The following is a 20,147-nucleotide window of genomic DNA, read 5'->3' on the forward strand; positions in this document are numbered from 1 at the left end:
CCCGAGGGCGTGGCCGCGCGACCGGCGTGGTGTCCTCACGTCACTGTCGCCGTGACCGGTCCGCCGGGGCCGGGCGGTGTCAGCCCGCGTCGGCCTGGGAGCGGGCGGCGGCGGGCGGGGCCTGGTCCGGGGTGCGGAAGTCCAGCGTGCCGTCCGCCACGTCCACGGTGACCCGGGAGCCCTCGGCGATCGTGCCGTCCAGCAGCAGCCGGGACAGCTGCTTGTCGACCTCGCGCTGGATGGTGCGGCGCAGCGGCCGGGCGCCGTACTCGGGCTGGTAGCCGCGCTCGGCGATCCAGTCCACGGCCGCGTCGGTGAAGTCGACCGTGATGCCCTGGCCGGCCGTCAGCCGACGGGTGTCCTCCAGCAACAGGTCGGTGATGCGGCGCAGTTGCTCACCGGTGAGCTGCCGGAAGACCACGATCTCGTCGATCCGGTTGAGGAACTCCGGCCGGAAGTGCTCCCGCAGCGGCCGCAGGATCCGCTCCCGCCGCGCCTCCTCGTCCGCCTCCGCGCCGCCCGGCCCGAAGCCGATCCCGGCACCGCGCCGGGTGATCACCTCGGAACCCAGGTTGCTGGTCATCACGATGACCGTGTTGGTGAAGTCCACCGTGCGCCCCTGGGAGTCGGTGAGGCGGCCGTCGTCCAGCACCTGGAGCAGGATGTTGAAGACGTCCGGGTGCGCCTTCTCCACCTCGTCGAGCAGCAGCAGCGAGTACGGGTTCCTGCGCACCACCTCGGTGAGCTGCCCCGCCTCCTCGTGCCCGACGTACCCGGGCGGGGCCCCGACCAGCCGGGAGACGGTGTGCCGCTCCTGGTACTCGCTCATGTCCAGGCGCACCATGCGGTCCTCGCTGCCGAACAGGTCCTCCGCGAGCGCGCGGGCCAGCTCGGTCTTGCCGACGCCGGTGGGGCCGAGGAAGAGGAAGCTGCCGATCGGCCGCGACGGGCTCGCGAGACCGGCACGGGAGCGCAGTACGGCGTCCGCCACCACGTTCACCGCCTCGTCCTGGCCGACCACCCGCTGCCGCAGATGCTCCTCCAGACCCAGCAGCCGCTCCTTCTCCTCCTGGGTCAGCCGGCTGACCGGCACACCGGTCTGACGCGACACCACCTCGGCGATGGCCTCCGCCGTGACCTCCAGGTTCTGTCCCTCGTCGGCCTGACCGTCGTCGGTCGCGTCGGTGATCCGCTGCTTCAGCTCGACGATCCGGTCCCGCAGCTGGGTCGCCTGCTCGTACTGCTCGTCCGCGACCGCCTGGTCCTTGTCCCGGACGAGCGCCTCCATGTCGCGCTCCATCGTGCGCACGTCCGTGCCCTTCGTCCGCGCGCCCAGCCGCACCCGCGCGCCGGCCTGGTCGATCAGGTCGATCGCCTTGTCCGGCAGCCGGCGGTCGGTGAGATAGCGGTCGGACAGCTCCACGGCGGCGACCAGCGCCGCGTCCGTGTAGCGCACCTGGTGGTGGGCCTCGTAGCGGTCGCGCAGGCCGCGCAGGATCTCGATCGCGTCCTCGGGGGTCGGCTCCGGCACCATGACCGGCTGGAAGCGGCGGGCCAGCGCCGCGTCCTTCTCGATCCGCCGGAACTCGCCCAGCGTCGTCGCGCCCACGATGTGCAGCTCGCCGCGCGCGAGGGCCGGCTTGAGGATGTTGCCGGCGTCCAGGGTGCCGCCCTCTCCGCCCTGCCCGGCTCCGACGACGGTGTGCAGTTCGTCGATGAAGACGACCAGCCGGTCGGAGTGCGCGCGGATCTCCTCCACGATGTTGTTCAGCCGCTCCTCGAAGTCGCCCCGGTAGCGGGTGCCCGCGACGACCGCCGTCAGGTCCAGGGCCACGACCCTGCGCCCGGCCAGCCCGTCCGGCACGTCGCCGTCCGCGATGCGCTGCGCGAGGCCCTCCACGACGGCCGTCTTGCCGACGCCCGCCTCACCGATCAGCACGGGGTTGTTCTTGCCGCGCCGGGACAGCACCTCGATGGTCTGCTCGATCTCGGTGTCCCGGCCGATGACGGGGTCGATGCGGCCCTGCCGGGCCAGCTCGGTCAGGTCACGGCTGTACTTGTCGAGCGTCGGTGTGGTGGTGGGGCGCGGCCGGTCCTGGCGCGCCTGGGTCCCGGTGGCCTCCGGGGTCTCGGGCTGCGCGGGGCGCCCGGAGAAGCGGGCGGCGTGCAGGATGTGGCCCGCCGCGGAGTCCGGGTTCATCGCCAGCGCGCTCAGCACGTGCTCGGGGCCGATGTATCCCGCGCCGCTGGACCGTGCCATGTCGTGCGCGTCCAGCAGGGCCCGCTTGACCGCGGGGGTGAGCGACAGCGAGGTCGGCGGCGGCGTCTCGCCCGGCGGGTGCTGGACGGGGCCCGCACGGTGGTCGATCTCCGTGGCGAGCGAGTCGGGGTCCGCGCCGGACCGGCTCAGCAGGCTTCTGGTGGGCTCGGCGGACAGGGCGGCGCGCAGCAGGTGCTGGGTGTCCAGGTCGCGGCTGCCGTGCTCGGCGGCGTACTGCGCGGCCCCTCTGACCAGCTCGCGGGCGGGCTGGCTGAGAAGCCTGCCTATGTCGATGTGCCGGGGCCCGCCGCCGGGCTGCCCGCCCGGGCCGCCGGCGCCGCCGAAGGAGCGTGAGAAGAACTCTCCGAAGGGGTCGCCGCCCTCCGGGCCGAGGTAGCCGCTGGTCATCGGTTCCGTCCTTCGCAGGCGAGAGGCGGCCCCGCCGGTTTCGCGGGGGTTTGGCTGCACTTGCCACGATGGCATGAACTACGGACGGAGGCATGTCCGCCCACCGGGCCCCCGGCCCGGGCCGAACGCGGGGCGCTCCCGCCACCGGGTCCGGCCGCCGTGGCGGCCGGCGGGGCGGCCGGCAGGACGCCCGGCGGCTGCCCGGCGGGGCGCGTGGAGGCGCGTGGAGGCGCGCGGGGCGAGGCGCGGGGCGGGCGCTGGAGCGCCGATGCCGCTCGGGGCCGCGCGTCGGCCTCCTCGTGGCGGGGTGTCCCCGCTTCTCCCCGGGTCAGGGCTCCACCGGAACCCTGCGTCGCCCCGCGCCTCCCCGGGTCGGGCCTCCACCGGAACCCTGCGTCGCCCCGCGCCCCGTCGCCCCTCGCGTGGGGCGGTCCCGCGGCTCTCCGCGCCCGGTCTTCCGCCTGGGCGCCGCGTCCCTGTCGCCCTTCGCGTGGGGCGGTCCCGTGCTTCCCCGAGTCCGGCCTCCCGCCTGGGGCGGCGCGCCCCCGTCGCCCCTCGCATCGGGCAGTCCCGCCCCTCCCCGAGTCCGGCCGCTCGCCCAGTCTCCGCACCCCCGTGCGGGCTTTCCGCCGAAGCGCCGCGTCTCTTTGCCGCATCGGGCCTCTCGCCGAGGCGTGCTCACTGCTCAGCGCGCTCACCGCGTCGGGCCGCAGCGCTGGCAGGAGGCCGGGGGCCGGGGCGGAGCCCCGTGGCGGGAACTCCTCGGCGGGCCGAGACGGGCGGGTGGGTGGGAGACGAGGGCGTCGATCAGCCCGTCAGGATTCTCGGCCCGGCCTCCGTGATCGCCACCGTGTGCTCCACGTGCGCCGCCCTGGACCCGTCACCGGTACGCAGCGTCCAGCCGTCCGGCGCCTCGTAGTACCCGTCCGCCCCGCTCCCGATCAGCATCGGCTCGATCGCCAGCACCATGCCGTGGCGCAGCGGCAGGCCCCGCCCCGGCCGGCCCTCGTTGGGCACCTCGGGGTCCTCGTGCATGCGGCGCCCCACGCCGTGCCCGCCGAATCCCGACGGGATGCCGTAACCGGCCGTGCGGCAGACCCGGCCGACGGCGTGCGCGATGTCCCCGATCCGGTTGCCGACGACCGCCGCCGCGATGCCCGCCGCCAGCGCCCGCTCGGCCGTGTCGATCAGGCGCAGGTCCTCCGGGCGCGGGCGGCCGACCGTGAAGCTGACCGCCGAGTCGCCGGCCCAGCCGTCCAGCACGGCCCCGCAGTCGACGGAGAGCAGGTCGCCGTCGCGCAGCCGGTAGCCGTCCGGGATGCCGTGCACGATCGCGTCGTTGACCGAGGCGCAGATGACGGCCGGGAACGGGGTCGGCGCGAAGGAGGGCCGGTAGCCGAGGAAGGGTGAGGTCGCCCCGGCCTCGCGCAGCACCTCCCGTGCCACCTCGTCCAGCTCCAGCAGGGAGACGCCGACGTGCGCGGCCTCCCGTACGGCCGCCAGGGCCCGCCCGACGACCTGGCCGGCCGCATGCATCGCGTCGATCGAGAGATCCGTCTTCAGTTCCACCATGCCAATTACTATACCGGTATAATAATGGGGTCGAGACGGGGAGGCGGTATTAGAATGGGCGCCATGGTGCGCACCCCCCTCACCCCCGAAGAGCGCGAACGCGGCGAGCGGCTCGGGCTGCTGCTGCGCGAGGCGCGCGGCGGCCGGAGCATGGCCGAGGTCGCCGCCGAGGCGGGCGTCTCGGCCGAGACCCTCCGCAAGATCGAGACGGGCCGGGCGCCGACTCCGGCCCTCTTCACCGTCGCCGCCCTCGCGGGCGTGCTGGGGCTGTCCCTGGACGAGCTGGTCGCCCGCTGCGCGCTCGTGCCGGTCTGAGCCGCGCGTTCGCTGCCGTTCCGACGAGTCCGCCGTCGTTCCCCGCGCCCGCCGCCGTTCCGCCGCGTCCGCCGCCCCGGCCGGCTCCCGTGCCCACTCACCCACTGGGGTGCGAAACGCGATCGACTCAGCGGGTTCACGACGATGGTCTTGGCAAGGGCTCCCGAGAGGCTTAATTTCGTCCCTCTACGGGCCCGTTTCCATGGCCGTGGAGGCTCGGACGTCGCGTCGAAGGAGCAGCTCATGGCCAACGTCGTACGTGCCGCACTGGTTCAGGCCACCTGGACCGGCGACACCGAGTCCATGATCGCGAAACACGAGGAGCACGCCCGCGAGGCCGCACGCCGGGGCGCGAGGATCATCGGATTCCAGGAAGTCTTCAACGCTCCCTATTTCTGCCAGGTCCAGGAACCGGAGCACTACCGCTGGGCCGAGCCGGTGCCCGACGGGCCGACCGTGCGGCGCATGCGGGAGCTGGCGCGGGAGACCGGCATGGTGATCGTCGCCCCGGTCTTCGAGATCGAGGGGTCCGGCTTCTACTACAACACCGCGGCCGTCATCGACGCCGACGGCACCTACCTCGGCAAGTACCGCAAGCATCACATCCCGCAGGTCAAGGGCTTCTGGGAGAAGTACTACTTCAAACCCGGCAACCTCGGCTGGCCCGTCTTCGACACGGCCGTCGGCAAGGTAGGCGTCTACATCTGCTACGACCGGCACTTCCCGGAAGGCTGGCGGCAACTGGGACTCAACGGAGCCCAGTTGGTGTACAACCCGTCCGCCACCCACCGCGGCCTGTCCGCCCACCTCTGGCAGCTGGAACAGCCCGCCGCGGCCGTCGCCAACGAGTACTTCGTCGCCGCCATCAACCGGGTGGGCCAGGAGGAGTACGGCGACAACGACTTCTACGGCACCTCGTACTTCGTGGACCCCCGCGGCCGGTTCGTCGGTGACGTCGCCGACGACAAGGCCGAGGAACTCCTCGTCCGCGACCTGGACTTCGACCTCATCGAGGAAGTGCGGCAGCAGTGGGCGTTCTACCGCGACCGCCGCCCCGACGCCTACGAAGGGCTGGTGCAGCCGTGAACGACCTCTACGACCGCCACCGCAAGGTCATGCCCGACTGGCTCGCCCTCTACTACGACCGGCCGATGGAGATCGCCCACGGCGAGGGCCGCCACGTCTGGGACTCCGAGGGCAACCGCTACCTGGACTTCTTCGGCGGCATCCTCACCACCATGACCGCGCACGCCCTGCCCGAGGTGACCAAGGCGGTCAGCGAGCAGGCCGCCCGGATCATCCACTCCTCGACCCTCTACCTCAACCGCCCCATGGTCGATCTCGCCGAGCGGATCGCCCAGTTGAGCGGCATCCCGGACGCCAGGGTCTTCTTCACCACCTCCGGCACCGAGGCCAACGACACCGCCCTGCTGCTCGCCACCACCCACCGGCGCAGCAACACCCTCCTGGCCATGCGCAACAGCTATCACGGCCGGTCCTTCAGCGCGGTCGGCATCACCGGGAACCGCAGCTGGTCCCCGACCTCGCTGTCCCCGCTCCAGACCCTCTACGTCCACGGCGGCGTCCGCCACCGGGGCCCGTTCGCCGAACTCGACGACCGCGCCTTCACCGACGCCTGCGTCGCGGATCTCAGGGACCTGCTCGGCCAGACCCGCCCGCCCGCCGCGTTGATCGCCGAACCCGTCCAGGGCGTCGGCGGCTTCACCTCGCCGCCCGACGGGCTGTACGCGGCGTTCCGTGAAGTGCTGGACGAACAGGGCATCCTGTGGATCGCCGACGAGGTCCAGACCGGCTGGGGGCGCACCGGCGACCACTTCTGGGGCTGGCAGGCACACGGGCGCAACGGGCCGCCGGACATCGTCACCTTCGCCAAGGGCATCGGAAACGGCATGTCCATCGGCGGGGTGATCGCCCGCTCCGAGATCATGAACTGCCTGGACGCCAACAGCATCTCGACCTTCGGCGGCACCCAGATCACCATGGCCGCCGGACTCGCCAACCTCACCTATCTCCTGGAGCACGACCTCCAGGGCAACGCCCGGCGCGTCGGCGGCCTGCTCATCGAACGGCTGCGCGCGGCGGCCGCCCGGCTCCCCGGGGTGCGGGAGGTCCGCGGCCGCGGCCTGATGATCGGGATCGAACTGGTACGGCCCGGCACCGACGAGGCCGATCCGCGGGCGGCCGCCACCGTCCTGGAGGCGGCCCGCGACGGCGGCCTGCTGATCGGCAAGGGCGGCGGCCACGACAGCAGCGCCCTGCGTATCGCCCCGCCGCTGTCCCTGACCGTCGCCGAGGCCGAGGAGGGCGCCGCGATCCTCGAACGCGCGCTGAGGAGCGCGTACTAGCGCCCCGCGGAGCATGCGCCGCGCCCTCCCCGCCGAGGCTTCGCCCGTACCCCGCGGAGCACGTGTGAGCACCCTGCGGCGCACGCTCCGAGGCCTCGCGGGGAGGGCCGGGCCGCGTCCCGCCGTCGCCCGCCCCCGAGACCGTCGTACCCGCCGGCACTCACGACACGGCGAGTCGCACGGCGGCAGCGGTCGTACCGCCGCGGCGGGTCGCACGGCGGCAGCCGGTCGTACGGCGGCAGCGGTCGCACCGCGGCAGCGAGTCGTACGCGGCAGCGGCCGTGAGCCGTACAGCGAAACAGCCCCGCGCCCCGCACCGGCGGCGCGGGGCCCCAGCACCATCCGAGCAAGGGATACGGCCATGGTCTTCGCTTCCGTCCCCCGGCAACCGGGCCCGCGGTCCCCGGACGCCGCTCTCTCCGTCCGGCAGGTGCTGACCCTGGAGCGGGTGCTCGCCGGCGAGCCCGAGGTGGTGGCCGGGGCCGGGCAGCTCGACCGGCCCGTGCGCTGGGTGCACGTCGCCGAGGCGGCCGACGTCGGGGTGATGCTCAGCGGCGGCGAGATGGTGCTCACCACCGGTGTGCTGCTCGCCGGCGACGAGGCCAAGCAGGCCGAGTACATCCGGTCCCTGCACCACGCGGAGGCCGCCGCCGTCGTCCTCGGACTCGGGCGGGCCTTCCCCGCGCCGCCCGAGGTGATGCGCCGGGCGGCCGAGCGGTGCGGGCTGCCCCTGGTCGTCCTGCACCGGCCGTTCCCCTTCGCGGAGCTCACCGAGGAGGTCCAGTCCCGCCTGGTCCGGAGCAAGTTCGCGGCCGTGAGTCTGTCGGAGGCGGTCCGCACCGGCCTCACCGGGCTGATCACCGCCGGAGCGCCATTGCAGGCGCTGCTCGACTGGATCGCCCAGCACAGCGGCTGTCCGGTCGTCGTCACCAACCTCGCCCACCGGGTCCTCGCCACGGCGGGGGAGCGGTCCGCGGTGGACGACGTGCTGCGCGACTGGGAGCGGATCGCCCGGCAGGCATGGGGGCACCACCCGGGCCTGTCGGGCGCCGGGGGAGGCGGCGAGGGCGACGGCTGGATCCGTGCCGAACTGGGCGGGCGCGGGGAGCTCTGGGGCCGCCTGCTGCTGTGCGGATACCGCGGTGACGCGGCCACCGGACGGCTGCTCGCCGACCGCGCGGCCGAGGCCCTGGTCCTGCACCGCATGCTCGGCGGGGACCACGCGCGCAGTTGGGAGGAACAGTCCGCGCAGAGCCTGCTGACCGACCTCGTCTCCGGGGTCGTACCCGCCCGGCAGCTGCTGCCGAGGGCCCGCGCGGCCGGACTCCCGGTCAACCGGCGCACGTTCGTGCCGCTCGTCGTGCCGGGCGGCGACCCCGGAGGCCTGGACCGTGTCCTGCGCGTGCTGGGGATGTCCGGACTCGTCGCCGAACTGGCCGACGGGGCCACCGCGGTCCTGCTCAGCCTCGCCCGGGACCAGCACGCCGAGGCGCTCACCGCGCACTTCGCGGCCCGCCTGCGCACCGAGACCGGCGGGTCCTCGGCGCTGGTGGCCGCCGCGGACGCGTGCACCGACTGGGACGGGGTGCCCGCGGGGCTGCGCGAGGCCCGGCACGTCGCCGACGCCGTGACCGGCTCCGCCGCCGTCGACCTGCCCGCCGTCGTACGGCTGCGGGACGTCCATCTGCGCGGCCTGATCCGGCTACTCAGGGACGACCCGCAGGTGCAGTCCTTCGCCGAGCGGGAGCTGGACGGCCTGTTGTGCGAGGGGGACCCGGAGCTGCTGAACGTGCTGCGCACCTACCTCGCCACCGGCCGCAACAAGTCCCGTACCGCCCAGCTCCACCATGTCTCCCGGCCGGCGCTCTACCGCCGCCTGGAGGCGATACAGACCCGGCTCGGCATCGACCTCGACGACTTCGAGCAGGCGGCCTCGGTGCACATCGCCCTGCTCGCGCACGACGCGCAACAGCGCTGACACACAGGAACTCCCCGGAGAACGGCGGTGAAACATGGTTCCGCGGACACGTGACACGGTGGCACGCCGGGCGCCCGCAGACGTGACACGCTGCCACTCAGCGCGGTCCTCCGGCCTTCCTAGGCTCCAGGAGAGGGCACCGGAGGAGCCGTTCACGGCCTCCGGAGCCGGCCCCCGCACACCGACCCGCCGGAGGATCCGATGAGCCGAGTGATCCGTGCCGCCCTGTTCCAGACAGCCTGGACCGGCGACAAGGAATCCATGATCCAGGTCCATGAGCAGGCGGTCCGTGACGCCGCCGCCCAGGGCGCCCAGGTCCTGTGCTTCCAGGAGCTGTTCTACGGCCCCTACTTCTGCCAGGTCCAGGACAAGGCCTTCTACGAGTACGCCGAGCAGATCCCGGAGGGCCCGACCGTCCAGCGCTTCCAGGCTCTCGCCCGGGAACTGGGCATCGTCCTCGTGCTGCCCATGTACGAGGAGGAGCAGCCGGGCGTCCTCTACAACACCGCCGCCGTCATCGACGCGGACGGCTCCTACCTGGGCAAGTACCGCAAGACCCACATCCCCCAGGTCCAGGGCTTCTGGGAGAAGTTCTACTTCCGCCCGGGCAACAGCGGCTGGCCCGTCTTCGACACGGCCGTCGGGAAGATCGGCGTCTACATCTGCTACGACCGCCACTTCCCCGAGGGCTGGCGGGCGCTGGGCCTGGCCGGCGCCGAGATCGTCTTCAACCCCTCGGCCACCTCGCGCGGCCTGTCCCGCTACCTGTGGCAGCTGGAGCAGCCCGCCGCGGCCGTCGCCAACGAGTACTTCGTCGGCGCCATCAACCGGGTCGGCGTGGAGGACCTCGGCGACAACGACTTCTACGGCACCACCTACTTCGTGGACCCCGAGGCCCAGTTCGTCGGTGAGGTGGCGAGCGACAAGGAGACCGAACTCGTCGTCCGCGACCTGGACATGGCCAAGCTCCGCGAGGTGCGCGACCGCTGGCAGTTCTACCGCGACCGCGAGCCGGGCACCTACGAGCCGCTGACCGCACCCTGACCCGTACCGTCCACCCTGGCAGGAGAGGGCACATGAGCAGCCGTACCGTCATCCGCGGCGGACTGGTGATCACCGCGTCCGACGAGATCCACGCCGACGTCCTGATCGAGGACGGCCGCATCGCCGCCCTCGCCGCCTCCGGCACACCCGCCGCCGAGGCGTTCACCGCCGAGCGGGTCATCGACGCCACCGGGAAGTACGTCATCCCGGGCGGCGTCGACGCCCACACCCACATGGAGCTGCCCTTCGGCGGCACCTTCGCCTCCGACACCTTCGAGACCGGCACCCGGGCGGCCGCCTGGGGCGGTACGACCACGATCATCGACTTCGCCGTCCAGAGCGTCGGCCACACCCTGCGCGAGGGCCTGGACACCTGGCACGCCAAGGCCGACGGCAACTGCGCGATCGACTACGGCTTCCACATGATCGTCTCCGACGTGAACGAGGAGACGCTCAAGGAGATGGACCTGCTCGTGGAGGAAGGGGTCACCTCCTTCAAGCAGTTCATGGCCTACCCGGGGGTCTTCTACTCCGACGACGGCCAGATCCTGCGCGCCATGCAGCGCTCCGCCGAGAACGGCGGACTGATCATGATGCACGCCGAGAACGGCATCGCCATCGACGTGCTCGTCGAACAGGCCCTCGCCCGCGGCGAGACCGACCCCCGCTTCCACGGCGAGGTCCGCAAGGCGCTGCTGGAGGCCGAGGCCACCCACCGCGCCATCAAGCTCGCCCAGGTCGCCGGCGCCCCGCTCTACGTCGTGCACGTCTCCGCCCAGGAGGCCGTGGCCGAGCTGGCGCGGGCCCGCGACGAGGGCCTGCCCGTCTTCGGCGAGACCTGCCCGCAGTACCTGTTCCTGTCCACCGACAACCTGGCCGAGCCGGACTTCGAGGGCGCCAAGTACGTGTGCAGCACCCCGCTGCGGCCCAGGGAGCACCAGGCCGCCCTGTGGCGGGGCCTGCGCACCAACGACCTCCAGGTCGTCTCCACCGACCACTGCCCCTTCTGCTTCACCGGCCAGAAGGAACTGGGCCGCGGCGACTTCTCCAAGATCCCCAACGGGCTGCCGGGCGTGGAGAACCGCATGGACCTGCTCCACCAGGCCGTCGTCGACGGGCACATCTCCCGGCGCCGCTGGATCGAGATCGCCTGCGCCTCCCCGGCCCGGATGTTCGGCCTCTACCCGAAGAAGGGCACCATCGCCCCCGGTGCCGACGCCGACGTCGTCATCTACGACCCGCACGCCGAGCAGATCATCTCCGCCGAGACCCACCACATGAACGTCGACTACTCGGCCTACGAGGGCCGGCGCACCACCGGCCGCGTCGAGACCGTGCTGTCGCGGGGCGAGCCCGTCATCACCGAGCGGGAGTACACCGGCCGCGCCGGGCACGGCGTCTTCACCCCGCGCTCCACCTGTCAGTACCTCAACTAGGAGCCGCGCCCATGGACTTCGGACTCGTCCTGCAGACCGATCCGCCCGCCTCCCGTGTCATCAGCCTGATGAAGCGGGCCGAGCGCAACGGCTTCACCTACGGCTGGACCTTCGACTCGGCCGTGCTGTGGCAGGAGCCGTTCGTCATCTACAGCCAGATCCTGGCGCACACCGACCGGCTGAAGGTCGGCCCGATGGTCACCAACCCGGGCACCCGCACCTGGGAGGTCACCGCCTCCACCTTCGCCACCCTGAACGACATGTACGGCAACCGCACGGTGTGCGGCATCGGCCGCGGCGACTCGGCGATGCGCGTCGCCGGCCGCAAGCCCAACACCCTGGCCCGGATCAGCGAGGCGATGAAGGTGATCCGCGCGCTCGGCCGGGGCGACGAGGCCGACCTCGGCGGCACGAAGATCCGGTTCCCGTGGGTCGCGGAGGGCGCCGAACTGCCCGTCTGGATGGCCGCGTACGGGCCGAAGGCGCTGAAGATGACCGGCGAGGAGGCCGACGGGTTCATCCTCCAGCTCGCCGACCTCTATCTGACCGAGTACATGGTGAAGGCCGTCAAGGAGGCCGCCGTCGCCGCCGGCCGCGATCCGGACGAGGTGACCGTCTGCGTGGCCGCCCCGGCCTATGTCACCGAGGACGACTCGCCCGAGGCCCTCGCCCACGCCCGCGAGCAGTGCCGCTGGTTCGGCGGCATGGTCGGCAACCACGTCGCCGACCTGGTCGCCAAGTACGGCGAGCACTCCGGCCGGGTCCCCGAGGAACTCACCGAGTACATCAGGTCCCGTGAGGGCTACGACTACGCCCACCACGGGCGCAGCGGCAATCCCGACACCCAGTTCGTGCCCGACGAGATCGTGGACCGGTTCTGCCTGATCGGCCCGGCCGAGAAGCACATCGAGAAGCTGAACGCCCTGCGCGCGCTGGGCGTCGACCAGTTCGCCGTCTACGACATGCACGACGCCCAGGAGGCCACCATCGACGCCTACGGCTCGAAGGTCATCCCGGCCGTCAACGGCTGACCCCCCCCTCACCGGCCGACCCGCCCCTCATCGGCCGACCCCGCCCCACCGGCTCACTCCGCCCCACCGGCTCACTCCGCCCCCGGCCGACCGCGCCCCACCGGTCCGCGCCGCCTCACCGGGCCGCCCGCCCCACCGGTCGACCGTCCCCCTTCCCGCCCGCCGGGAAGGGGGCCGGGGCGCTCTCCTGGATCACTCCACGGCGCCCCGGGTTCATGTCCCTGCACGGATCTCCGAGATACGAGGTGGTCTCCGTTGTCCTCCAGTGAGAGAACCCTGGCCGAGCCGGCCGTGGCACAGCAGGTGTACCCGGACGGCCGGGTCGCCCTGACCGATCCGGCGGTGCTGGACGACTCGCGTTTCGCCAACGCGGACCTGGTCCCGGTCGCGATCGAGCGCCGGACCTGGGGAACGTACAACTACCTGGCCCTCTGGGTCGGGATGGCGCACTGCATCCCTTCGTGGACGCTGGCCTCGGGGCTGGTCGCGCTGGGCATGGACTGGAAGCAGGCGGTGCTGACGATCGCGCTGGCGAACGTCATCGTGCTCGGTCCGATGCTGCTCAGCGGTCACGCGGGAACCAAGTACGGGATCCCGTTCCCGGTGTTCGCACGGGCCTCGTTCGGGGTGCGCGGCGCGAACCTGCCCGCGATGGTCCGGGCCGCGGTGGCCTGCTGCTGGTTCGGCATCCAGACCTGGATCGGCGGCGAGGGCATCTTCCTGCTGGCGGGCAAACTGTTCGGCGACGACTGGCTGAACGCCGGTTCGACAGCGGGCACTCCATGGACCCAGTGGCTGTCGTTCCTGGTGTTCTGGCTGGTCGAGGTGGCCATCATCACCCGCGGCATGGAGACCCTGCGCCGGGTCGAGAACTGGGCGGCACCGCTGGTGATCGTCGGCGCGCTGGTGCTGCTCGGCTTCATGGCCGCCAAGGCGGGCGGCTTCGGCCCGCTGCTGGACCAGCCGTCGCGTCTGGGCTGGGGCAGCGACTTCGCGAAGGTCTTCTTCCCCTCGCTCATGGGCATGATCGGCTTCTGGTCCACGCTGTCGCTGAACATCCCCGACTTCACCCGCTTCGGCGGCAGTCAGCGCGCCCAGCTGTGGGGCCAGGCCCTCGGCCTGCCGACCACGATGACGCTCTTCGCCGTTCTGTCCGTGCTGGTCACGTCCGGCTCACAGGCCGTCTACGGGGTGCCGGTCTGGGACCCGATCGCGCTCAGCGCGAAGATGAGCAACACCGTCGGCGCGCTGTTCGCCCTGCTGATCGTGATGGTGGCGACCCTGTCGGTGAACATCGCCGCCAACGTCGTCTCCCCGGCCTACGACCTGTCCAACCTGCTGCCCAAGCTGGTCAGTTTCCGCACCGGGGCGCTGATCACCGGCGTGGTCGGGATCCTGATCATGCCGTGGAAGCTGATCGCCAACCCGCACGTGTACATCTTCACGTGGCTCGGGTTCGTCGGCGGCCTGCTCGGCACGGTGGCCGGCATCCTCGTCGCCGACTACTGGATCGTGCGCGGCACCCGGCTGGCCCTCGGTGAGCTGTACCGCTCCGACGGCCGGTACTGGTACACCGGCGGCTGGAACCTGCGCGCGGTGGCGGCGTTCGTGGTCGGCGGTGTCCTGGCCGTCGGCGGCTCGTACTCGACGGTCGTCGGCGGAGTGAAGCAGGGCCCGTTCCCCGCCGACGGCGTGATCCCGTTCCTCAAGCCGCTCGCCGACTACGGCTGGGCGGTGGGCCTGGCCTCCGCCGTCCTCCTCTACACCCTGCTCAGCCTCGGCCAAGGACACGACGAGGACGCCTGACCCCCACCCCGACCGACCGCCACCCGAGGCGCGTGCACAGCAGGTCGTGCACGCGCCTCGCGCGTCCTTCGATCCCTACGCGAAGATCGCGGAGCAGGGGGCTGCGGTGCGATGATCTCCGCCTGGCGCCCGTGCCGCTACGCGCGGGCTCCAGGGGCCGTGCGTGCCGGAACGGCGGCCACGCGAACGTGAGGCCGCCGGGCGCGCGGCCTCCTCGGGGGAGGGGCTGGACTTGGACGGCATAGTCTTCGGGACCTGCGCGGCGGCGGGCGTGCTCGTCACCGCTCTGCGCACCGGAAGGGCCCTGAGAGACCCGCGGGTGTCGAACTGGTCCATCGCCGTCGCGTTCGGAGTCTGCACGCTGGGGGTCCTGTTCGCCGTCCCCGTGGTCGCGAATGCGGCCGAAAGCCTCACCGGTGTCTCCAACGTGGGCAAGCTGGTGGCTCATGTGTGCGCCGTCCTCTGGTGCGCGGCGCTCCAGATCGCGATGGTCGATCTCGCTCACCGGCCCGTGCACCCACGTGCCGGCATCCGTGTGCGGGCGGGCGCCGCCGGGGTGGAACTCGCGCTCCTGGTGACGCTGTTCCTCTCGGCCGACCGCCCCGGCATCGAGTTCACCACCGCCTGCTCCGGGGACACCCGGATCGCCGTCTACCTGCTCGTCTACCTCGCGTACGTGCTGCTCACCTGTGCCGAGCTCGCCGTCCTGTGTACGCGGACCGCCCGGCGCGACCGGGGTGCCCACCCCTGGAGCGGCGCGGGCTTCGCGTTGTCGGGCCTGGCCGCGGCGCTGGGCGTCGCGTACGCCGTGTCCAAGGGCTCCTACGTCCTGTGCCGCCTCCTCGGCAGCCCGTGGCCCCTTTCCGTCGAGGAGAAGCTGAGTCCGGTCCTCAGCGGCCTCGCGGTGCTTCTCCTCTTCGCCGGGCTGACACTTCCCATCGTGGGGGCGGCGCTACCGCGGACGCGGCGGTCCGGCGGCTGAGGCCGGCGGCGAGCCCCGCGGAGCGGCGGGGATGTCAGGAGCCGGATCGGTCGCGGATACGTTTGGCGAGGACCGGGTCCGACTCCCACCACAGGCCGTTTCCGGCAGGCGCGTCGTTGCCGGCCGGCGTCCCGGTTCCGGTGTCCGACCGCGCGGTCCGCCGCTCGTGGACGCCTTCGGCCCGCACGCGGAAGAGCAGGCCGGGGACGGCCCAGCACGCCGCGCCGAGGAGAAGGAGGGCGCCGAGCGTGTAGGCGTAGGGGAACGAGAAGCCCAGGACGAGCGGGATCAGAAAGCCGGCGATCAGCCCGGTGCTCCGGGTCGTGACCAGGAAGTCCCGGCCCTCGACGACGTCGACGGTCACCGTGTTGGAGCGGGTGCGGTCCTTCGCGAGGATCCGGACCGTGTGCGTGCCGGGTGTCACCGGGAACCGCGCCGCCTCGCCCTGCCTGACATGGCCGGCCGTCACCCCGTCGACCGCCACCGCGAACACCCCGCCCCGGCGGAACCGCGGTGGATGCGCGTACACCGCGATGGTCCCGGTCATGAGTCCCCCTCATGTGTAGATCATTTGTGCTCGGCCCATGGTAAGACCGCCCCAGGCGCCTTGATCGAAGATTTGTTCCCGTGAAGATGCCTGGTCGTGGGGTCGGGGTGCCGGGCGAGGCGGTGAGGGGGAGGGGGAGGAGAGAGACGGGGGCGGTGGCCCGACGCGGTGCGGATCAGCCGGACTTGGAGTTCTGGAGGGCGGCCACCGCGGCCTTCGCGGCCTTGATGGCACCCTTGTTGATCTCGTCCGTGGCCGGGGCCTTCTTGGACTCGAAGTCGCTGCCGCTGTAGGTGACCACCACCAGGGCGTTGGAGACGCGGGCCATCACCACACCCTCACGGGTCTGCTGCTTGTCCTCCGTGGTGAGGTTCACGACGGAGTAGCCCGAGTCGCCGATCCCCGGGACCGCGCCGCCGCCGCTCTTCTCGCCGACACGCTGCTGGAACTGCTTCGTCGCCGCCTGGTCCGAGGCGGAGATCTCGTACGAGACGTCCAGCCAGCGGTAGTTGTAGCCGTCCAGGGCGTTCCAGGAACAGGTCCGGCGCAGGGACGGGTCGGTCGACGGGATCTCCTTGCCCGCCGTCTTCGCCCCGGGCACCAGGGACTTGACACTCGCCACCGGCACCCCGGTGCACGGGGCGGGAGCGGAGGCGTACGTCTTCGTCGCGGGCGCCGACGAGGCGTCCCCGGAGCCGGAGGAGCCCGGGGAGCCGGCGGAGTCCGAGGACGAGGCGCCGGAGGATCCGGCCGGGTTCTGTCCGGCCGACTGGTGAGCGGCGTCGGCCGGCGGGGCCGGGTCCCCGGCCATCGTCCAGCCCACACAGGCGAGCACGACGACCGGCGAGAGACGCGCGGACAGGGCGAGCGGCAGAGGAAGGGAACGCACGGCTCACTTCTCGTGGGGGAGGGGGTGCGGACGGGGGGATCCGCGGGGTGGACGCGGACGACAGTCTCACATGACTGACTGTGAGGCGGAAGGGAAAACTCGCAGCGTGCCCGTACGGTCACGCGGGCCCGGCTCCCGCCGTCCGGTGTGCCCGCCTTGTCCGCGGGCCGTCCGCCCCCCCGCGTGCCCCGCCTCCGGGCTTCGGGGCGTGCCCCGGTCTCCGTACCCCGCCCCGGTCTCCGGGCTCAATTCTCCAGGCGCAGAGCCGAGACCGGGCAGGACTTCACCGCGGCGTCGACGAGCTGCCGGTCGTCGTCCCCCGGCCGTTCGTCGAGCACGCGCACCACGTCGTCGTCCCCGACCTCGAAGTAGCGGTCGGCCATGGCCTCGCACATACCGAGGCCCTCGCAGCGGTGGAGATCGGCGATCACGCGCATGTCAGAGTGCCTCTCGGGTCAGGGGGACGAAGTCGACCTTCTCGCGGACGCCGCAGTCCGGGCAGGTCCAGTCGTCGGGGACACGGGACCACGGCGTGCCGGCGGCGAATCCCTCCAGCTCGTTGCCCTCCGCGACGACGTAGGTGTGGCCGCAGCCCGGGCAGCGGGCGGCCTCGACACCGTCGGCGAAGGTACGGGCCGAGCGGTCGACACCGTCGACGACGGCGGGCGCCCGCGACGGCACGGGATACCTCGCGAGCAGCTTCTCCAGCTTGCCGGGCCGGACGTTGGCGCGGCGGACGTCGCCGTCGAAGTGGGCCACCACGCGCGGATCCATGAGCCGCCGGAACAGCGGCGGGAACAGCGCCACGACCATCATCCCCGTGTACCCGGTCGGCAGCACCGGGCTCTCCGCGAAGTCCCGCAGGGTCTGGAAGCGCCGGGTCGGGTTGGCGTGGTGGTCGCTGTGCCGCTGGAGGTGGTAGAGCAGCACGTTGGTGGCGATGTTGTTGGAGTTCCAGGAGTGCGAGGGAGTGACCCGCTCGTAGCGCTGCTTGCTGCCGTGCGTGACCTTCTGCCGCAGCATCCCGTAGTGCTCCATGTAGTTGACGACCTCCAGCAGCGAGAACCCGAACACCGCCTGGAGCACCAGCAGGGGCACGATCCCCACACCCAGCCACGCGATCAGCGCGCCCCACAGGACGGCCGACATCAGCCACGCGTTGAGGACGTCGTTGCCGGGCCGGAACGGGTGCGTGTCCCGTCGCGCGTAGCGCCTGCGCTCGACCCGCCAGGCGCTGCGCAGCGAGCCGTACACCGTGCGCGGCCAGAAGCGGTAGAAGCTCTCTCCCATGCGGCTGGACGCCGGGTCCTCGGGCGTCGCGACCCGGACGTGGTGGCCGCGGTTGTGCTCGATGTAGAAGTGGCCGTAGAAGCACTGGGCGAGGGCGATCTTGCCGAGCCACCGCTCCAGTTCGTCGCGCTTGTGCCCCAGTTCGTGCGCGGTGTTGATGGCGACGCCGGACACCGTGCCGAGCGTGAGCGCCATGCCGGCCCGCCCTCCGGCGGAGACGCCGCCGGCCGCGACGAACCACATGCCCCACACGAAACCGCCGTACTGCAGCGGCAGATACAGGTACGTCACCCAGCGGTAGTAGCGGTCCTCCTCAAGGGCCTCGATGACCGAGTCGGGCGGGTTGCCCGGGTCGTTCCCGGCGACCAGGTCGATCAGCGGTACGACGGTGAGCAGCACGACGGGTCCGAGCCAGAGGAACAGATCGTGTCCCGTGAGCGTCCGGAGCAGGCCGGCGAGGAAGGGCAGCGACGGGACGACCAGGCCGAGGAGCCACAGATGGCGCTTCCGGTCGTACCAGACCTCCTTCCCGTCGATCGGGGTGGCGAGCGGATAGGTCTTCATGACGCGCCTCCTGGGCAGCGGGACCGGTGGATCTGGGTGGGGGAGCCGTCGGAGCAGGGGGGAGCCGTCAGAGGTGCCGGGCCGTGCGGGCGGCTCCGGCGAACGCGCACGCGGTCTCCCAGGGCGCGCGACGCGCGATCATGGCCCGGTACTTCATGACCTGGCGGGACAGGCCCACGGTGAGGGCTCCGGCGACGCGGTCGCCCGACCGGTACAGGGCCGTCCACGAGCCGCTCTCCGGGGCGCCGGTGACCCTGACCTCGTCGGCCGCCGCGACGCCCGCCATCCGGATGGGCGAGCCGTACCAGTCCGACCAGAAGTAGGGCACCACCGGCACCGCGGCAGCCGGGCCGACCGCGTTGCGTCCCGCGGCGGTGCCCAGCTCGGCGGCCGCCGTGCGGTTCTCCAGCCGCATCGCCGTACCGAACAGCGGGTTGTGCCAGCGGGCCACGTCCCCGGCGGCGTGGACGCCCGGCGCCGCGCGGAGCGTCTCGTCGCAGAGGACGCCGTCGCCCACGGGCAGCCCGGAGTCCGCCAGCCACCCGGTGGCCGGCCGGGCCCCGACGCCGGCGAGCACGAGGTCCGCGTCGAGCACCGAACCGTCGGACAGCACGACCCGCTTGCCGTCCGGGCCCCGGCTCACCCGCCGGACCGACACACCGAGGCGCAGGTCGACCCCGGCACGGGCGTGCAGGTCCGCGAGCAGGGGCGCGACGACCGGTCCCGCGGCCCGCACGAGGGGCACGTCGGCCGCCTCGACGATCGTCACCACCGCGCCCCGCGCGCGGAGAGCGGTGGCGACCTCGGCGCCGACGAAGCCGCCGCCGACCAGCACGGTCCGGGCTCCGGCGAGCACATGACGCCGTACCGCGCGGGCGTCCTCTACGGTCCGCAGGGTGTGCACGCCATCCATACGAGCGGCACCCCGGGCTCCGACCGGGCCGACCGCGGGGACATGGCCGATCCCGCCGATCCCGCCGGCCCCGCCGACCGGGCCGGCCGTGTCGTCAGGGACGCCCGCGCCGCCCACGTCGACCGGGCCGCCCGCGTCGTCCAGGGCGACGCCGATGTCCGACAGCGTGACCGGCGTGCAGCCGGTGGCGACGACCAGGGAGTCGAAGGGCACGGCGCGGCCGCCGGCCACGACCTCGCGCGCCTCCAGGCACAGACCGGTGGCCGGTTCGCCGAGCCGGACGTCGACGCCCAGCGCGGCGAGCGCGGACGCGCCCGCGAGCGTGGGAACGGCGGGGGCGTCCCCGTCCCCGTACTCGTCCCCCTCCCCGCCCTGGAGGAACGCCTTCGACAACGGCGGCCGGTCGTACGGCGGATGCGGCTCGGCCCCGATCAGCGTGACCGGTCCCGCGTAGCCGCTCGCCCGCGCGGCCTCCACGGCCCGCAGCCCCGCGAGCGACGCGCCCACGACCACCAGTCCCGCTTTCCTCACGACGCCGGTCCCCGCTCCGGGACGGGTCCGCGGAGGCGAGGGGTGTCCGAGACACCTGAGGCGTGTTCGGCGTCGGGCATGCGGTCCTCCGGGGGCGTCGTCGCGAAGAAGGCCTGGATGAGCGGGCTCTGCCCACCCGCGACCGCAAGTCTTCGCCGCCACCCGCGCGCGGTCATCGGTCCGTGGAACGGACGCTCCCCCGCGCGACTGGTCCA

16 protein-coding genes are annotated in these 20,147 nt (G+C 72.6%); 9 read left to right on the plus strand and 7 right to left on the minus strand.

The genetic code is table 11. The features are described 5' to 3' along the window. Window positions 1-79: 79 nt before the first annotated feature. Together ACIPRD_RS17565 and map are read right to left on the minus strand one after the other, a co-directional pair. Window positions 80-2,668 (minus strand): ATP-dependent Clp protease ATP-binding subunit, encoded by a 2,589-nt coding sequence (locus ACIPRD_RS17565; protein ID WP_401563944.1) that lies wholly within the window; start codon window positions 2,666-2,668, stop codon window positions 80-82. 807 nt (window positions 2,669-3,475) lie between these two features. Continuing rightward, window positions 3,476-4,240 (minus strand): type I methionyl aminopeptidase, encoded by a 765-nt coding sequence (gene map, locus ACIPRD_RS17570; RefSeq protein ID WP_401563946.1) that lies wholly within the window; start codon window positions 4,238-4,240, stop codon window positions 3,476-3,478. 63 nt (window positions 4,241-4,303) lie between these two features. On the opposite strand from map, the gene ACIPRD_RS17575 reads away from it, so the two are divergent. The 9 genes from ACIPRD_RS17575 to ACIPRD_RS17615 all read left to right on the plus strand — a co-directional run bounded on the left by ACIPRD_RS17575 (window position 4,304) and on the right by ACIPRD_RS17615 (window position 15,198). Continuing rightward, complete coding sequence (locus tag ACIPRD_RS17575; protein WP_356399524.1) at window positions 4,304-4,555, plus strand: helix-turn-helix transcriptional regulator; 252 nt, start codon at window positions 4,304-4,306, stop codon at window positions 4,553-4,555. Window positions 4,556-4,798: 243 nt separating this feature from the next. Further along, window positions 4,799-5,641 (plus strand): nitrilase-related carbon-nitrogen hydrolase, encoded by an 843-nt coding sequence (locus tag ACIPRD_RS17580; RefSeq protein WP_356399522.1) that lies wholly within the window; start codon window positions 4,799-4,801, stop codon window positions 5,639-5,641. 29 nt (window positions 5,642-5,670) lie between these two features. Then, a complete protein-coding gene (locus tag ACIPRD_RS17585) occupies window positions 5,671-6,921 on the plus strand; it encodes an aspartate aminotransferase family protein (RefSeq protein ID WP_401564203.1) in 1,251 nt (416 codons plus the stop codon). 361 nt (window positions 6,922-7,282) lie between these two features. After that, on the plus strand, window positions 7,283-8,899 hold the full coding sequence (locus tag ACIPRD_RS17590) for a PucR family transcriptional regulator (RefSeq protein WP_401563949.1): 1,617 nt from the start codon (window positions 7,283-7,285) through the stop codon (window positions 8,897-8,899). A gap of 201 nt (window positions 8,900-9,100) precedes the next feature. After that, window positions 9,101-9,943: a nitrilase-related carbon-nitrogen hydrolase gene (locus tag ACIPRD_RS17595; RefSeq protein ID WP_401563951.1), complete on the plus strand. Its 843-nt coding sequence runs from the start codon at window positions 9,101-9,103 to the stop codon at window positions 9,941-9,943. A gap of 32 nt (window positions 9,944-9,975) precedes the next feature. Beyond that, window positions 9,976-11,379: a dihydropyrimidinase gene (gene hydA / locus ACIPRD_RS17600; protein ID WP_356399516.1), complete on the plus strand. Its 1,404-nt coding sequence runs from the start codon at window positions 9,976-9,978 to the stop codon at window positions 11,377-11,379. A gap of 11 nt (window positions 11,380-11,390) precedes the next feature. Further along, entirely contained in the window at window positions 11,391-12,410 is a 1,020-nt protein-coding gene (locus tag ACIPRD_RS17605) for a TIGR03842 family LLM class F420-dependent oxidoreductase (protein ID WP_356399514.1), read from the plus strand. A 291-nt stretch (window positions 12,411-12,701) separates the two neighbouring features. Continuing rightward, the gene (locus ACIPRD_RS17610; protein ID WP_401564206.1) at window positions 12,702-14,216 is read left to right on the plus strand and encodes an NCS1 family nucleobase:cation symporter-1; all 1,515 of its coding nucleotides are present in this window, start codon (window positions 12,702-12,704) and stop codon (window positions 14,214-14,216) included. A gap of 232 nt (window positions 14,217-14,448) precedes the next feature. Then, entirely contained in the window at window positions 14,449-15,198 is a 750-nt protein-coding gene (locus ACIPRD_RS17615) for a hypothetical protein (protein WP_401563954.1), read from the plus strand. Between the two features lie 34 nt (window positions 15,199-15,232). Here the strand turns inward: ACIPRD_RS17615 and ACIPRD_RS17620 are convergent, their stop codons facing one another. The 5 genes from ACIPRD_RS17620 to ACIPRD_RS17640 all read right to left on the minus strand — a co-directional run bounded on the left by ACIPRD_RS17620 (window position 15,233) and on the right by ACIPRD_RS17640 (window position 19,932). Further along, the gene (locus tag ACIPRD_RS17620; RefSeq protein ID WP_401563956.1) at window positions 15,233-15,745 is read right to left on the minus strand and encodes a hypothetical protein; all 513 of its coding nucleotides are present in this window, start codon (window positions 15,743-15,745) and stop codon (window positions 15,233-15,235) included. Window positions 15,746-15,920: 175 nt separating this feature from the next. Beyond that, the gene (locus ACIPRD_RS17625; RefSeq protein WP_401563959.1) at window positions 15,921-16,634 is read right to left on the minus strand and encodes a hypothetical protein; all 714 of its coding nucleotides are present in this window, start codon (window positions 16,632-16,634) and stop codon (window positions 15,921-15,923) included. Between the two features lie 245 nt (window positions 16,635-16,879). Continuing rightward, on the minus strand, window positions 16,880-17,071 hold the full coding sequence (locus ACIPRD_RS17630; RefSeq protein ID WP_356399509.1) for a ferredoxin: 192 nt from the start codon (window positions 17,069-17,071) through the stop codon (window positions 16,880-16,882). A 1-nt stretch (window position 17,072) separates the two neighbouring features. Then, a complete protein-coding gene (locus tag ACIPRD_RS17635) occupies window positions 17,073-18,488 on the minus strand; it encodes a fatty acid desaturase (protein ID WP_401563962.1) in 1,416 nt (471 codons plus the stop codon). Between the two features lie 67 nt (window positions 18,489-18,555). After that, entirely contained in the window at window positions 18,556-19,932 is a 1,377-nt protein-coding gene (locus ACIPRD_RS17640; RefSeq protein WP_401563965.1) for an NAD(P)/FAD-dependent oxidoreductase, read from the minus strand. Between the last annotated feature and the right edge of the window lie 215 nt (window positions 19,933-20,147).

It is taken from the genome of Streptomyces sp. NPDC090108 (genome assembly GCF_044747185.1).
GTDB lineage: Bacteria > Actinomycetota > Actinomycetes > Streptomycetales > Streptomycetaceae > Streptomyces.

Excerpts from the sequence above, each read along its gene's own strand:
- ACIPRD_RS17565 (WP_401563944.1), bottom strand. The coding sequence starts at position 2,668 with ATGACCAGCGGCTACCTCGGCCCGGAGGGCGGCGACCCCTTCGGAGAG.
- map (WP_401563946.1), bottom strand. The coding sequence starts at position 4,240 with ATGGTGGAACTGAAGACGGATCTCTCGATCGACGCGATGCATGCGGCC.
- ACIPRD_RS17575 (WP_356399524.1), top strand. The coding sequence starts at position 4,304 with ATGGTGCGCACCCCCCTCACCCCCGAAGAGCGCGAACGCGGCGAGCGG.
- ACIPRD_RS17580 (WP_356399522.1), top strand. The coding sequence starts at position 4,799 with ATGGCCAACGTCGTACGTGCCGCACTGGTTCAGGCCACCTGGACCGGC.
- ACIPRD_RS17585 (WP_401564203.1), top strand. The coding sequence starts at position 5,671 with ATGCCCGACTGGCTCGCCCTCTACTACGACCGGCCGATGGAGATCGCC.
- ACIPRD_RS17590 (WP_401563949.1), top strand. The coding sequence starts at position 7,283 with ATGGTCTTCGCTTCCGTCCCCCGGCAACCGGGCCCGCGGTCCCCGGAC.
- ACIPRD_RS17595 (WP_401563951.1), top strand. The coding sequence starts at position 9,101 with ATGAGCCGAGTGATCCGTGCCGCCCTGTTCCAGACAGCCTGGACCGGC.
- hydA (WP_356399516.1), top strand. The coding sequence starts at position 9,976 with ATGAGCAGCCGTACCGTCATCCGCGGCGGACTGGTGATCACCGCGTCC.
- ACIPRD_RS17605 (WP_356399514.1), top strand. The coding sequence starts at position 11,391 with ATGGACTTCGGACTCGTCCTGCAGACCGATCCGCCCGCCTCCCGTGTC.
- ACIPRD_RS17620 (WP_401563956.1), bottom strand. The coding sequence starts at position 15,745 with ATGACCGGGACCATCGCGGTGTACGCGCATCCACCGCGGTTCCGCCGG.
- ACIPRD_RS17630 (WP_356399509.1), bottom strand. The coding sequence starts at position 17,071 with ATGCGCGTGATCGCCGATCTCCACCGCTGCGAGGGCCTCGGTATGTGC.
- ACIPRD_RS17635 (WP_401563962.1), bottom strand. The coding sequence starts at position 18,488 with ATGAAGACCTATCCGCTCGCCACCCCGATCGACGGGAAGGAGGTCTGG.